We start from the raw sequence: 14,568 nt of genomic DNA, 5'->3' as shown, positions 1-14,568 counted from the left end.
GATTCAATCCTCGAGTGCGTAGGCGCCGCCGCGGCGACCGCGGTGCGCTGGACGCGACTGGAATCGGCGCACCCAGGCGTCAAGGTTCGCCGCAGCACGTATTCCCACCCACGTCGATGCGGGTTTATTGAGCACGCGTTCGAGCCCGACGCCTCGCCGCTTGTAGGCGTCGGTGATCTGGTGGGCCCTCGCGACCGATGCCACGACATTGAAGGACAGGTTGGCATCCGCCTCACCCGACCCGAGCCGCAAGAGCTCGACGTCAACCGAGACTGCGGGCCGGTCGGCAGTCGCGGCAGCGTCGCCGCTCTGTCTTCGTCCCCATGCCAACGCCTCGTCGACAACATCGCCGTATTCGGGAGTGTCGAGCCGCGCCGTATGAGCAAACAAAAAGGCCGCGATGGGTGCGCCCCAGCCAAGCACGAGCCAGACCTGGTTGAGGGAGTCGCTGCGTAGCAGCTTATTGCACGCTTCTCAACTTGTGGAGCATCATAATAGAGAGTCGACAGTCCATCGTTTCGAGCCGGCGAGACCCAGGAATAGGGCGCAGCACATCGCGGCGAATACAGAGTAGTCGAATGGCGACTTGATCCCAAACGAGATCGCCATGGCTGAGCCGAATAGGAAGAGGAGGCCCGCGCTGCCGAAAGCCGCCCACCGCAGCGCGAGTCCGAGGACCAGCGTAACGCCAAATAGGAGCTCCAGCACCGTCGCGGCCGTGCCGAGAAAGGGTATCATCCATGCTGGTGCGAACGCATTTACCTTGGCCGCGTAGTCCAAAAATCGCTCGAATGTTCCCCAGGAAACTCCGGGCCCGCCTGGATTGCCGTAGAACCCGAGCCGGTCGCTGACCGACAACAGGAACGAGACCCCCAGTGCGGCGCGGCTTCCCAGCGAAAGAAGATCGAGGGCAAGAGAAGCTCGTTGCTCCGCGGATTGCAGCTTGAGGTGCTGGCCACGCGAAGTGCGCAGGACGCCGCGAAGCGCCTCGATTGTTGTCATCATGGCGCACGACTACGGGTGGTTGTAGGCAAGAACCTTGGGAGCGAGACGGCGACAGCCAGGCCGACGGTGCTCGACAACTTCATGGGGGTCCCCTTTGCTGATCGCGCAGCATACGGCGCAACGCCTTCAATCCCCGTCGATGCGGCCGCGCGTGTTCGGCCTGCCCAGCGGACCTCAGCATCGGACGCGGTCGGCGAAATAAGAAATTCCCTTTGGACATGCATTCGATAGGCGCGAGGTATCGTCGTCCAAAAGCACCGCGCGCGCTCGCGTCCCGTCCGTCTGCGATCAGTTGTCGAGGAGTGTGCCGTACTCGGGGTGTCGGGTCGCGTGGGAAGACATGAAAGGGCACCTCGCGATCACTCTTTCCCGTCGTGTCGCGACGCTTCGAAAACGCTAAGCGCCGGCCACCCCAGGCCGGACGGCTCTTGCGGCACCTTGGTATGGAGCGGGATGACCCGTTCGTCTTCGACGTTGTAGTAGGCGACTGCGAGCGCGCCGTCGCCGAGGGGCATTTCGCCGGCTCATGGCCGGATTATCTCGGATGTCGCTTCTATCTCCCTCGCCCAAGCCGACAAAGTTAGTAGGCGCGTGAGCGATAGTCTGCCGGCCTCAGCCGCGGCGAGCGGGGCAAGCCGTGTGTCTGGACGAACGGCGACGAATTGTGAATTCGTGGCGCGAACCGCGGACTTACCTTTCCGCCGCGGGAATTCCCTCGTCTCGGGTGTCACGGTGGCGAGGGCCGCCGACGCTCTCGAACTCATCCTTCGCGGACTGGAGGACGGACAGCTCAGCGATGCAGAACAGACACCGGTCGCCTCGCGACATACTCAGGACGAGGGGTCCTTTGCAGCGCAGCTGCTCGAAGGAGTGGAGAGGAGATGGCCTCGGCGTCTGGCGGAAGGAAGTCTGGTGCGGTATCCTCGACCTTCAACGAGTGCGACGCCACGTCTGTATCGCGCAGTCAGCCCACCGAGTGAGAGTATGCCTCCCAGTCCAAGGCGCTGAACGTCGTTAATAGCTCGGCGCGAATCCGGGCGAGTGTCTTGTCGGTCTGGTCTGGCACCGGTAAGTTCTCATTCCGCGGATCGATCGTCTGGAAGCGGTCGACCGCCGGCGTGCGGTTCGTGGTCATTCCGCCGCGCTCGCAATCTCTGGGAGCGTTGCGTGCGACATCTCCCGATGGGGGACTTCGACCGACCAGTCGCGAAGCCGCGCGACCTTGACGAAAGCGTCCAGTGCTGGCGAGTAGCGGCGCCCCTGCACAGCCAGCAGCCGCACCTCCCGCGAAACCGGGTCGCCTTCGAGCGGAATGGTCTTGAGCGTCGGAAGGCGCGGCATATGCTCGGGCGCGAGTATCACGCCGAAGCCAGCCGCGGCCATGTGCTGCAGGTGCAAGTCGTGACCGCTACAGTGACCCAGGCGGGGCGGTTCCTCGGGGAAATACGACCGTTGGATCTTCGGCGCGACGTCGCATCCGGCGCGTTCTAGCAAGACGGTCTCGCGGAGGTCGTCGATGCCGATCGAGGAACGGTTTGCGAGCCGATGTGTCGGCGCGAGAACCGCGACGTAGCGTTCCTCGAACAGCAACCAGTCGTCGATGCGGGCGGGAATGTCCTGCACGTCCCCGACCATTGCGGCGTTGATCTCCCCCTCAAGCAAGAGGTCGACGAGCTTCTCCGCTGTGTCCTCGCGCAGCTCGACGTGAAGTCCAGCGACGAACTTTGCGATCTCCGCGATCAGATCGAGGATGAGCGACGCCGAGATAGAGGGGGCGAGGCCGATCTTCAGTGGCGCGACCTCCTTGCGGTGGAACTCCTTGGCTCTACGACGTGCCGTCTCTGCCGAGGCCAGTGTGTGCGCCAGCATCGGAAGGACTTCCTTCCCAAGGTCGGTGAGCTGCGTCAGCTGGCGCTCGCGGTAGATCAACTCGCCGCCGAGCTCCTGCTCGAGCTTCTGCACCCCCTTTGTCAGCGCGGGCTGCGTAACATTGCATTGCTCGGCCGCGCGGGTGAAATTGAGTGTGGACGCGAGGGCGAGGAAGTAGCGAACTTGATAAAGCTCCATGTTGTTCTCCGTTAAGTTGCTTCAACTATACTGACGAGCCGTTGCACTCGACGACGTGACGGGGCGGGCCGCAATTGTGGCGCATGGATGCCACTTGCATGCACGCGTTGGAACGGCTCGGTCTATTGGTTTGGACGCACGGACACGCTTTCTGGAGGCCCCGAGAAGCGGGCTAGTTCGCGGCGAGGTGGGCGAAGCTCTCTGAATAGGAAGTCCGCAAATGCTCGTGCGGCAGGCTTGATGGTCTTGCCGCCGACGAAGAGCGCATTCACTTCCATCGAGCCAAAATCCCAGTCAGGCAGCACCCGCACGAGCTGCCCGGCCTCGAGCTCTGCCCGGGCGCTGTTTTCGCTCGACGCGGCAATCCCCAGCCCGGTGACGGCGCTTGCCGTAACTCCTTCGTTGATGGTGATAGCGAGCTGGCTGTCAACGCGCACGGAGGTGACGCGGCCGTCCTTGCGGAAGGAGAAGGTTGGCGAGGGGTGCGCCGGACCGATGATCACCGCGTGGTGCGCGAGGTCCGACGGCATCGTGGGCGTGCCGCGCTCCCTTAGGTAGTCTGGGGAGGCCATGAGTATCCTCGGCAGATGTATGATTTTGCGCGCCATCGCGCTCGAGTCGGGCAGGGGGCCGAACCGGAACGCCACGTCGATGCCCTCGGTCACGAGGTCTTGGTAGCGGTCGTTCGCCACGAGCTCGATCTTCAGCGCCGCGTGCTGCTTCAAAAACGCGGGAAGCCGCGGGATGATCTCTCTGAGCACGAAACTTGACGATGTGCCGACGCGGAGCGAGCCGCGCAACTCTCCCGTTCCGCGCGCCTCGTGGTCGGCCTCGTCGAGTGCCGCCAGGATCGCCTCGACGCGCATTAGGTATGTCGCGCCGGCCTCGGTCAGCGTCACCGCTCGCGTGGTGCGGCTGAAGAGCGTGGCGCCGAGCTCCTCCTCGAGCGCGGCGATCAGCCGGGATGCAGACGGCTGCGACAGGCCGAGCTCGCGGCCAGCACTGGAGAAGTTCCCGACGCGCGCGGCGCGAACAAACAGTCTGAGTGTTGAGAGCCGATCGTTCATCGCTCAGCGCGCTCTGGGCGGACAACACGGAGGCCGGAGCCAGCGCGAACTGTCAGGATCGAATCGAGCGCGGCGGCGACCACCACCGCAGCGTGGACGGCGGCGATGCCAAGCCCCGTGCTCGTCTGAAGCGAAAAAGATCGACTTGCCTGCTTCAAGTTCCGTCATCCCTTCTGCGTCGCAGTTGCGCTCCGTGTTCCCTTGAGAACAGCGGGTATGGCCTGCGTGCGCCGCCGTAGCGAGTAAAGCCGGGCAAATCGCTGCAAACTGCTGCTAAAGAGAAGCGAGATTCACGTCCGCCGCATCCGGCAAGACTATGGAACGGCTGGCATTTCTCAGGCGATGGAGTACGATTTCTCCAGGCTGGAGAGAGGCCGCGCGTGTGGCGCACTAAGAGCTTGAACAAGCGACTTCAAGCCGACGCCTGAGGCCGGAATCTGACAGATGGTGCAGCAGTCGCCCAACGTCGCCTACTCGGAAGCTAGCTCTCAGGTGTTGTGGGAGGACGGCGAGCGCGTGTTCAGCCGTGGCTGGCGACTGGACGACAATGGCAACCGGCTGGCCGTGTTGCTTGTTGCCCCTGCCGCCGACCACCCGTCCCGGTCAAGACTCGATCGCCTCACGCACGAATACGAGCTGAAAGATGAGCTCGACAGCGCATGGGCGGCGCGGCCGCTGGCCCTCATGCGCGACGCCGGTCGGACCGTGCTGGTGCTCGATGATCTGGGTGGCGAGCCGCTCGACCGTTTGCTCGGTGGGCCAATGGAGGTAGGACGCTTTTTGCGCCTGGCCATTGCTGTTACCGCGGCTCTTGGCAAGCTTCATCAGCGCGGGCTCATCCACAAGGACATCAAGCCAGCCAATATTGTGGTGAACTGCGCGGATGGATACGTGCGGCTCACCGGGTTTGGCATCGCATCGCGTCTGTCCCGCGAGCGGCAGGCCCCCGAGCCGCCCGAGACGATCGCCGGTACGCTTGCCTATATGGCGCCCGAACAAACCGGGCGGATGAACCGCTCGATCGACGCCCGCAGCGATCTCTACGCCCTCGGCGTCACTCTGTACCAGATGCTCACGGGCGTTCTGCCCTTAACGGCGGCCGATCCCACGGAGTGGGTGCATTGCCATATTGCCAGAAAGCCGGTGCCACCTGTGGAGCGGTTAGAGAGTATCCCAGCGCCAGTCTCGGCGATCATCATGAAACTGCTCGCCAAGACACCCGAGGATCGTTACCAGACTGCCGGTGGTGTCGAGCGCGATCTGCGATGCTGTCTGGCGGAATGGGAAGCGCGCCGCCGCATCGATGACTTCCCGCTCGGCCTGCAGGACACGCCGAACCAGCTGCTGATCCCCGAAAAGCTGTACGGACGAGATCGTGAGATCGCGACGTTGCTTTCCTGCTTCGATCGCATCATCAAGACCGGTGTGCCGGAGTTGGTGCTGGTCTCAGGATATTCCGGCATCGGCAAGTCCTCAGTCGTCGACGAACTACACAAGGCGCTCGTGCCGCAGCGCAGCCTGTTCGCGTCTGGCAAATTCGACCAGTACAAGCGCGATATCCCTTACGCGACACTGGTGCAGGCTTTTCAAAGTCTCGTCCGGTCTCTCCTCAGCAAGAGCGAATCCGAGTTGGCAAGCTGGCGCCACGCGCTTCTAGAGGCGCTGGGATCGAACGGGCGGCTCATGATCGACCTCATACCTGAACTCAAGCTAATCATCGGGGACCAGCCACCGGTTCCTACGTTGCCGCCACAGCAGGCACAAAGCCGTTTTCAACTCGTATTTCGGCGCTTCATTGGCGCATTTGCCCGCTCGAGCCAGCCACTGGCGCTCTTCCTCGACGACCTGCAGTGGGTCGATGCGGCGACGCTTGATCTGCTAGAGGACCTGTTGCGGCCAGATTTGGAGCACCTCATGCTGATCGGTGCCTATCGCGACAACGAAGTTGCTGCGGCCCATCCGCTAACGAGAAAGCTCGATGCCATCAAGACTGCCGGCGGAAAGGTCGCAGAGATCAAGCTGTCGCCGCTCACCCAAGAGCACCTTGGGCAGTTGGTTGCGGACGCACTTCGCTGCGAGTTAGAGCGCGCAGAGCCGCTTGCGAAGCTGGTACAACTGAAGACCGGCGGAAATCCGTTTTTCGCCGTTCAGTTCCTGTCTTCGCTCGTCGAGGAAGGATTACTCAAATTCGATCATGATGGCGCGCGCTGGTCCTGGGATATCGACCGCATTGAAGCCAAGGGCTACACCGATAACGTCGCTGATCTTATGATCGGGAAGCTAACCCGCCTGCCGACCGAGGCTCAGAATGCATTGCAGCAGATGGCTTGTCTTGGAAACATTGCCGAGAGCACAGTACTTTCGATGGTACTCGGGATTTCGGAGGAGCAGCTCGATACGACTCTGTGGCCGGCCCGCGATCAGGAGTTGGTCGAGCGTGTGGCAGCCGCTTACCGATTCGTCCACGATCGCGTTCAGGAGGCCGCCTATGGGTTGATCGCGGAGCAACTGCGCGGCGAGGCGCACCTTCGAATAGGGAGACTGCTCGCGGCGCGGACATCTCCGGAGAAGCGTGACGAGGCGACCTTTGAAATCGTTAATCAGCTCAACCGAGGTCTTGGTTTGATCACATCGGTCGATGAACGCGAGCAGGCCGCGGAATTGAACTTGGCAGCAGGCCGGCGCGCCAAAGCATCGGCTGCCTACGTTTCGGCGCTCAGTTACTTTATCGCCGGTCGAGGCCTGTTGGCAGAGGGGTGCTGGGAGCACCGGTGGGAGCTCATCTTCGCACTCGACCTGCATCGTGCCGAATGCGAGCTCTTGACTGGCGCGCTCTCGGACGCAGAAAACCACTTGGCTGCATTATCTGCTCGCGTCACGGATATGGCTGATCGAGCGGGTGTGGCGCGCCTCGGAATCGACCTTTACCTCACGCTCAATCAGCCCAGCCGCTCGGTCGCCGTCGGTCTCGAGTACCTATGGTACCTCGGCATCAACTGGTCGCCGCATCCGACGGATGAGGAGGCGCGCCAAGCGTATCAGTGTGTCTGGTCGGAGCTCGGCCGGCGCGCGACCGAGGAGCTGATCGCCCTTCCCTTGATGACCGACCCGGCGTCCCTCGCCGAGCTAGATGTCCTGAACCGGCTCTCTTCGCCGGCACAATACACTGACCTCAACCTCTACACGCTCGTCGTCTGCCAAATGCTGCGTCTTACCTTGGATCGTGGCAACAGCGACGCGTCTGCCGTCGCCTATGGCCGGCTTGGAATGATCGCCGGGCTGCGGTTCGGCGAGTACGAGGGCGCGTACCGCGTCGGGCAACTCGCTTGTGAGCTCGTCGAGCAGCGTGGACTATGGCGTTTCCAGGCGGGTGTGTACCTGAATTTCGGAAATATGGTCATGCCTTGGACAAGGCATATCAGAACATGCTGCGAACTCATTGGCCGCGCATTTGATGCGGCGCAGAAAACCGGCGACCTCGTGTATGCGGGGATCTGCTCCGGGCTGAGGGTCCTGAATCTTCTTGCGGTCGGTGATGCGCTTGCCGACATCGAACGTGAAGCTGAGAGGGTACACTTAGGCCACATACAGCTTGGCACAAACCTCGAAATCATCGGTGTGGCACTCGCTATCGTGCGAATGCTGCGCGGCGCAACAGCAAGGTTCGGCTCCTTAGATGACGGGCAGTTTGATGAGCAGCGAATCGAACGCGATTTCGCGAACACTTCGGACGTGACGGCCGGCCAATGCTTGTATTGGATTTGCAAGTTGCAGGCCCGTTTTTTGGCTGGTGACTATGCGACGGCGGTTGATGCTGCATCGAGGGCGCTGCCGCTTCTGAGCATGTCCCTCACGATCATGGAGGCGGCCGACTATCACTTCTACGGCGCCTTGTCGTACGCGGCGTTTAGCGATTCGATGCCCGCCGGCCAGCGGACGCCGACTCTGGAGGCCTTGGCCCCTCATTACCGTCAGCTCGCCAGCTGGGCCGCGGCCTGTCCGGAAAACTTCGAAGACCGCGCAGCGTTGGTTAGTGCGGAGATTGCCCGGATTGATGGCCGCGCGTTCGATGCCATGAACCTTTACGAGCAAGCCATCCGTTCGGCACAGGCAAACGGCTTTGTCCACAACGAGGCGCTCGCCAAAGAGCTGGCGGCGCGCTTTTACACCGCGTGCGGCTTCGATCAAATCGCGCACCTATATCTGCGGAACGCCCGGGACTGCTATCTGCGCTGGGGTGCGGATGGCAAGGTGCGCCAACTCGATGCGATGTATCCGCTCCTTAGAATGGAAGAGCCCACACCTGTTCCGACTAGCACAATCGCAGCGTCTGTCGAGCAACTCGACCTCGCAACGGTGATCAAGGTTTCGCAGACCATATCAAGCGAGATCGTGCTGGAGAAGCTGCTCGAAATGCTTATGCGTACGGCGCTTGAACAGGCCGGCGCCGAACGAGGCTTGTTGATTCTTTCACGCGGAGCCGAGCAGCGGATCGCCGCCGAAGCCACGACCGATGGCGATTTGGTGACCGTGCATCCGCGCGACGAGGGCGTGGCTGCGACAGTGCTGCCGGAGTCGGTGCTCCACTATGTCCTGCGCACTCGGGAAAGCGTTATTCTCAACGATGCGTCATCTCACAATCTATTTTCTGCCGATCCCTACATCGTTGAGAATTATCTCCGTTCTATTCTCTGTTTTCCGTTAATCAACCAGGGAAGGCTTGCAGGCATTCTCTACCTGGAGAACAATCTGACACCCGGAGCCTTTACGCCCGATCGCGTCGCTTTGCTAACGGTGCTTGCGTCGCAGGCGGCGATCTCGCTCGAAAACTCGCGGCTTTATGACGATCTCGCGGATCGGGAAAGGAAGATTCGGCGTTTGGTCGACGCTAACATCATCGGGATCTTCATCGCCGACCGCCGAGGCTGGATTATTGAAGCCAATGACGCGTTTCTGCGTCTCGTAGGATATCGCCGTGAAGACTTGGTTTCGGGCCGCATGCGCTGGACCGAGCTGTCCCCGCCCGAATGGCGAGAGCGCGACGTACTCACCCAGGCTGAACTAAACTCAACCGGCATCGTTCAGCCGTTTGAGAAGGAGTATTTTCGGAAAGACGGCAGCCGCGTTCCGGTGCTTGTGGGCGCCGCGGTGTTCGAGGAAAGAGGCGACCGCCTTGCGTTCGTGCTCGATTTGACCGAACGCAAACGGGCCGAGGAGACGCTGCGGGCGAGCGAAGCGAAGTTTCGAGCAGCCATCGACGGGATAGCCGGACTCGTTGCAATCATGGCTCCGAGCGGCGAGCTCGACTCTGTCAATAGCCCACTCACCGAGTATTTCGGCCGGACTGTTGAAGAGCTGAAGAACTGGGGGACAAGCGATGCTGTACATCCTGAAGACCTCCCCCGTGTCCTTGAAGCTTATGCGAGGTCACTCGCCGCTGGTACTCCCTTCCATCACGAACTACGCCTGAGGCGCTTTGACGGTGAATATCGATGGTTTGAAAATCGCGGCGCTCCAATTCGCGACGAGTCCGGGCGTATCACACGTTGGTATTGTCTGCTAACTGACATCGACGATCGCACACAAGCGTTGGCGCGGTTGCAGCAGATGCAATCGGATTTCGCTCACATGAACCGCGTGAGCGTGATGGGAGAATTGGCCGCCTCACTTTCACATGAAATCACGCAGCCGATTGCCAGCGCGCGCAATAACGCGCGGGCGGCTCAGAATTTCCTGAAGATGCAGCCGCCGGACCTGGGCGAGGTCAGAGAAGCGCTTTCCTGTGTCGTCGGAGATGCAGACCGGGCCGGAGAAATCATCGATGGCATCCGAGAGCAAATTAAGAAGGCGCCGCCGCGAAAAGAGTGTTTTGATCTCAACGTGGCAATCCACGAAGTGATCGTGTTGGTTCGAAGCGTAACGCTCAGAAATGGTGTTTCGGTCAAGACCCGGCTTGCAGAGCGACTACTTCCGGTTCTGGGGGATCGCGTTCAGCTGCAACAGGTCTTGGTGAATCTAATTCTCAATGCGGCTGAAGCAATGGGTTCGATGGAGGAGGGGCCGAGAGAGCTGTTGATCAGCACAAAGGAGAACCAAGCAGGCGTCCTCGTGGCCGTGCACGATTCCGGGCCGGGCATTGATCCGGCGCATCTCGATCGAGTCTTCGACGCCTTCTACACCACGAAGTTCGGTGGAACAGGCATGGGGCTGTCGATATGCCGCTCTATCATCCACGCTCATGGCGGCAAGCTGTGGGCGGAGGCGAACGAACCCCGCGGAGCCTTGTTCCAGTTCACCTTGCCGGGAGCAGAACGGCAGCTTACGCCCCCTCCTCAGGCGAGCCTGCCGACCTGAGAGCAGCGCAAACACATCGTGTAAGATGGTCCTCATTCACCGGCTTACGCAGGTAACACAAGACCCCATCTTTCAGGGCGCGAGCCCGGTCAGCATCATTGGGAAACGCCGTCACGAGGATTGTCGGTATCGCATTGCCCGTGGCCATAAGGCGCCGGTATAGTTCGAGCCCGGTCATGGCAGGCATATGGATGTCAGCGATCAGGCATGCTGTTTCGGCAAGCCGCGGCGAGCCGAGAAAATCGGCTGCAGACGAGAAGATTTCGACCGTATAGCCCAGCGATCTCATGAGCCTGTACATCGACTCACGAAAGAGCTGATCATCTTCAACGACCGAAACCAGTACCTTTTTCATCATACCGCCCATGGCCGTTCGCTGGACGCGTCTACGGGCAGACAACTATCCAATCGTAGTGGCGCTCCGCGCCGAATTGGTTGGCAGCTCAGAGAATGCCACCGGCGTGCCGCCTGTGCCCCGTAAACTTTGGTTTATCTGGACGATGATTGCGGAGCCAATCCGGCATGGCTTGTGATCGAAGCGGCCGCCGGACGAAAGCAGTCGCGGGATCGCAACGGGCGAACGTTAGGACGCGTCCGAGCGTCCTAAGCCTTCGTATCATCGTCCTGCCCCCTTTGGATGCCTGGGCTTAACCCGCGCTCAATTGAGCCGTTGGTGACATTCCTCTTAGTCTTAGTGCATCCGAAATGCGCACAGGCCAAAAGGAGAAAACAATGCCTTACCGCCTAGAAAGTCACGGTTCTGACAAGGCCATGCGATGCGCAGTGTGTGAGGGCAAGTTTGGTCTCGTCCGGCACTATTCGTGGCGAACGCCGCTTTGTTCGAGGAAGTGCGTCGATCGCTTCAAGGAGCGCCGCCAAAGTGACCGCACTTGGATGGGCTGGTTCCAAATCGTTTTTGACCAGCCGCCCGAAAACCGCGCGAGGACGTCATGACGAGTCACCACACCGAAGCAAGTGAATGTTTGAAGAGTGCTCAGACTTTGCTTCGCGGATGCCGAAACCATGACGGACCAAGCGATTGCGGCTCTGCTTAAGGCTCTTGCCGACGACTACGAGCGGCGAGCCGAGAAGGCGTCGCTCAATGCCAAGCATTGACCGGTCCGCTGCTAGCGCTGCACGAGTAGCATACGTGAGCTGATGGACAGGTTCCCTCAGCGCCATCGGGCCGACCAGAGATCGAACTTTAGCCCAGAGTCGGCCCGAGCGTCGGAGGGGGCGACCTGTGTCCGCGCGTAAGCTTTGGTGTACTCGGCGCGCATCCTTCAGAAAAAGGGGCTGTTCAGGTTCCGGGATTGGGATTAGAAATGCGCGGTGTTGCCAGACCTGCAAACCAAGATGCAGGCTGATTTTCGCGATCTCTTCCGAGTGGCAGCGATGTCTGACGCAACCTCAACCGTGTTGGTCATCGACGACGATCCGAATCTCCGCGCGTCGGTCGGGCGCCTGCTGCGATCACTCGGCATTAACGTTCAGCTATTTGCCTCCATTTCCGACTTCCTCAGATCCGATCCACCAGATTCCCCTACCTGCCTGGTGCTCGATATCAGATTGCCCGACCAAAGCGGCCTCGATTTCCAGCGCGAGCTAGCTGCGGCAAACAGGGAGATCCCGATCATCTTCGTCACGGGCCACGGCGACATACCCATGTCTGTACAGGCAATGAAGCGTGGTGCGATCGAGTTCCTGACCAAGCCGTACCGCGACCAGGATCTTCTGGATGCCATTCAGCTAGGCTTGGCCCGCGATCGTGCGCGGCGGGAGAGTGACAAGGACTTGGTCTCGCTTAAGAAGCGTTTCGCCTCCCTGAGCCCGCGGGAGCGCGAGATCGTAATTCAAGTGGCGCGCGGCCGCTTGAGCAAACAGATTGCCCACGATATCGGCATCGCCGAAGCCACGGTGAAGGTGCATCGCAGCAGGGCGATGCAGAAGATGCAGGCCGGTTCGCTTCCAGAACTCGGCCGGATGGCTGACAAGCTCAAGCTGGTGTCTGACACGCCGCAACGCTCTTAAGGTATGGGTTTTGAGCGAGTTTATTCGCGTGGCCGGATGAGTTAAGCAGTTGCGCAATCTCCAAGGCAAATGACGAGAAGAGGCCCGCGGGCACTACGCCGCCGCGCGGGCCCGGTTCCGCTGCGATTCTCCGCACTGAGTTCCAGAGCAAACTAAGACTGGGCTGCTGTGCACCTGGAGGTCAGCATCGATTGAATCGTTATCATGGAAGGACCATCGACCTTTCGTACGTCGGTATGGCGCGAATGTACGGAGGGAGATTGCATTACCGAATCCGAATACAGCCAAGCATACGCCGACCTCAAGTTGTTCTCCTGGATGACCATCGTGATTTCCACCTGGCGCTGCCATCGCGAAATGATCAAGTCTACGGTATTCCCTGACTTGGTCCCGCCATAGCACTTACAATCTGCCACCCAATTGAAGCCGTCTTCCGGCTTGTAAATCTAGGTTTAGGCAACGCAACCAAATCGGTCATTGCGCGCCACCTGTGTGGAATAGCGCGCAGCACTCCAAATCGTCAGATTACGGGTTACTAGCATCTTTGCGGGGACTAGCCCCCGTCAAAGTAGGCGAGGTCAGTATGCGATCGACGGCAGCTTTCGGACGCTTGGAGCAATTTTATCAAGACCCGGAGCTTGACGTCGGACGCGTTATCCAGCGTCCGGCTGCGGCCAGGCCACTTTTCGAGAAACGAACCGAACCAACCGGCGTAACGTCAACGGAAGTTTCGTTCGGATCGTTTCGCCTGCTTCGAACACAGTTCCTTTTGTTGGAAGGCGACAAGCCCGTGCCTCTCGGAAGTCGCGCCCTGGAAATCCTGATTGCTTTGCTTGAACGCCACGGCGAGTTGGTCAGCAAGCAGGATTTGATGGCTCGCGTTTGGCCCAATGTTTTCGTTGGGCCCGCCAATCTTACGGTTCATATATCAGCGCTGCGTCGCGCGTTGCGTGACGGTCAGGATGGGAATCGCTTCATCGTCAATATCCCCGGACGTGGCTACCGTTTCGTGGCCTCAGTCGCGATATCGGCTCACGAGAACTGAGCGCAACAGTTTACTAGCTAGAAACTGCAGGCGACCGGGTCCGCTGTCGATTGGGTGGCCTTCAAATCGTTAAGAGGGCGCCGGCGGCGGCCCTCTGCCGGCCGCCGAAACCCTCACACGTCTCTTCTAAGCCAAGGTTTATGTGGCGCAACCACAGCCGTACTCCGAACAACCCACGTACAATAGAAAATAGACCGGCTGAATGTAAGTCTCCTCGCAACGACTTGCGTTCTGGAGGCCGCTCATGAGGATCATAGCTGTTCTCATCGCTTCTGCTCTGATCAATGCATCTACAATTCCTGGGTTTGCGGCGGAGTCCACGTTAGACAAGGATGTTGATGCCGCTCGCGCGGTCTCGGCGACTGTCCAAAGCAAATCGGATAACGCGGCCGACAACGGGGAGACTTGTCGGGCCTACGCCGCCTCATTTTATAAGTCCGAGATGCTGCGGCAAGCCGCTGTCGGCCGCATCGACGGCGCGCGGATGTTTATTGCGCTCGATTCCGTGATCAACGCTTTCAGAGACCTGCTGGCGACGAAATGTGGCAGCTGACCCTCACCATTCTTTGACGGTCACGAGGCACGAGGTCCGCAGATGATCATGTTCCCGTTTATGACCACTTGCATGTGGTTTGAGGCCGCCATGACGGTTCAGTCAATCTCCAACAATGCGCTCCGCAAGCTGGTCGAGGGGTCGACCGTATTCACCTGCGACGAATGCGTCGAACTGTGCATGGACATCATCCGTGAGGAGAACAAGTCCTCGCTGGTGAAGTCGCGCGACGGCATCCCGACTCCGAAGGAAATCTGCAAGGTGCTGGACGACTACGTGATCGGCCAGAGCCACGCAAAGAAGGTTCTGTCGGTCGCGGTCCACAACCACTACAAGCGCCTCAACCACCAGACCAAGCACAACGACGTTGAGCTCGCGAAGTCGAACATCCTGCTGATCGGTCCGACCGGCTCGGGCAAGACGCTGCTCGCGCAGACGCTCGCCCG

12 protein-coding genes are annotated in these 14,568 nt (G+C 60.3%); 5 read left to right on the top strand and 7 right to left on the bottom strand.

Translation table 11 applies throughout. From position 1 onward, the window contains the following. Nucleotides 1-3: 3 nt before the first annotated feature. The 6 genes from JQ632_RS21435 to JQ632_RS21410 all read right to left on the bottom strand — a co-directional run bounded on the left by JQ632_RS21435 (nt 4) and on the right by JQ632_RS21410 (nt 4,139). A complete protein-coding gene (locus JQ632_RS21435) occupies nt 4-423 on the bottom strand; it encodes a transaldolase family protein (protein ID WP_212404565.1) in 420 nt (139 codons plus the stop codon). 66 nt (nt 424-489) lie between these two features. Then, nucleotides 490-1,005 carry a hypothetical protein gene (locus tag JQ632_RS21430; RefSeq protein ID WP_212404564.1) on the bottom strand — a complete coding sequence of 172 codons (516 nt, stop codon included), beginning with the start codon at nt 1,003-1,005 and terminating at the stop codon, nt 490-492. Between the two features lie 359 nt (nt 1,006-1,364). Next, on the bottom strand, nt 1,365-1,520 hold the full coding sequence (locus tag JQ632_RS21425; RefSeq protein WP_212404563.1) for a hypothetical protein: 156 nt from the start codon (nt 1,518-1,520) through the stop codon (nt 1,365-1,367). A gap of 449 nt (nt 1,521-1,969) precedes the next feature. Continuing rightward, nucleotides 1,970-2,140 (bottom strand): hypothetical protein, encoded by a 171-nt coding sequence (locus JQ632_RS21420; RefSeq protein WP_212404562.1) that lies wholly within the window; start codon nt 2,138-2,140, stop codon nt 1,970-1,972. Further along, entirely contained in the window at nt 2,137-3,072 is a 936-nt protein-coding gene (locus JQ632_RS21415) for a LysR family transcriptional regulator (RefSeq protein ID WP_212404561.1), read from the bottom strand. The genes JQ632_RS21420 and JQ632_RS21415 overlap by 4 nt, the downstream gene beginning before the upstream one ends. Before the next feature lie 122 nt (nt 3,073-3,194). Then, complete coding sequence (locus JQ632_RS21410; RefSeq protein ID WP_212404560.1) at nt 3,195-4,139, bottom strand: LysR family transcriptional regulator; 945 nt, start codon at nt 4,137-4,139, stop codon at nt 3,195-3,197. Between the two features lie 444 nt (nt 4,140-4,583). On the opposite strand from JQ632_RS21410, the gene JQ632_RS21405 reads away from it, so the two are divergent. Further along, on the top strand, nt 4,584-10,493 hold the full coding sequence (locus JQ632_RS21405; RefSeq protein WP_212404559.1) for an AAA family ATPase: 5,910 nt from the start codon (nt 4,584-4,586) through the stop codon (nt 10,491-10,493). Here JQ632_RS21405 and JQ632_RS21400 read toward each other — a convergent pair. Continuing rightward, complete coding sequence (locus JQ632_RS21400; RefSeq protein ID WP_312015643.1) at nt 10,459-10,860, bottom strand: response regulator; 402 nt, start codon at nt 10,858-10,860, stop codon at nt 10,459-10,461. The two genes, JQ632_RS21405 and JQ632_RS21400, sit on opposite strands and share 35 nt — an antisense overlap. Before the next feature lie 1,028 nt (nt 10,861-11,888). On the opposite strand from JQ632_RS21400, the gene JQ632_RS21395 reads away from it, so the two are divergent. From JQ632_RS21395 to JQ632_RS21380, 4 genes are all read left to right on the top strand, one after another. Next, nucleotides 11,889-12,524, top strand: coding sequence for a response regulator transcription factor (locus JQ632_RS21395; protein WP_212404626.1), 636 nt, complete (start codon nt 11,889-11,891; stop codon nt 12,522-12,524). Between the two features lie 583 nt (nt 12,525-13,107). Further along, nucleotides 13,108-13,569, top strand: coding sequence for a transcriptional regulator (locus JQ632_RS21390; protein WP_212404558.1), 462 nt, complete (start codon nt 13,108-13,110; stop codon nt 13,567-13,569). Nucleotides 13,570-13,813: 244 nt separating this feature from the next. Continuing rightward, complete coding sequence (locus tag JQ632_RS21385) at nt 13,814-14,122, top strand: hypothetical protein (RefSeq protein ID WP_212404557.1); 309 nt, start codon at nt 13,814-13,816, stop codon at nt 14,120-14,122. 90 nt (nt 14,123-14,212) lie between these two features. Beyond that, the coding region (locus tag JQ632_RS21380) for a ClpX C4-type zinc finger protein (RefSeq protein ID WP_312015642.1) at nt 14,213-14,568 on the top strand (356 nt) is incomplete at its 3' end.

Source organism: Bradyrhizobium liaoningense (assembly GCF_018130955.1).
GTDB classification, from domain to species: domain Bacteria; phylum Pseudomonadota; class Alphaproteobacteria; order Rhizobiales; family Xanthobacteraceae; genus Bradyrhizobium; species Bradyrhizobium liaoningense_C.
This window is presented reverse-complemented; position numbering and strand designations above follow the sequence as displayed.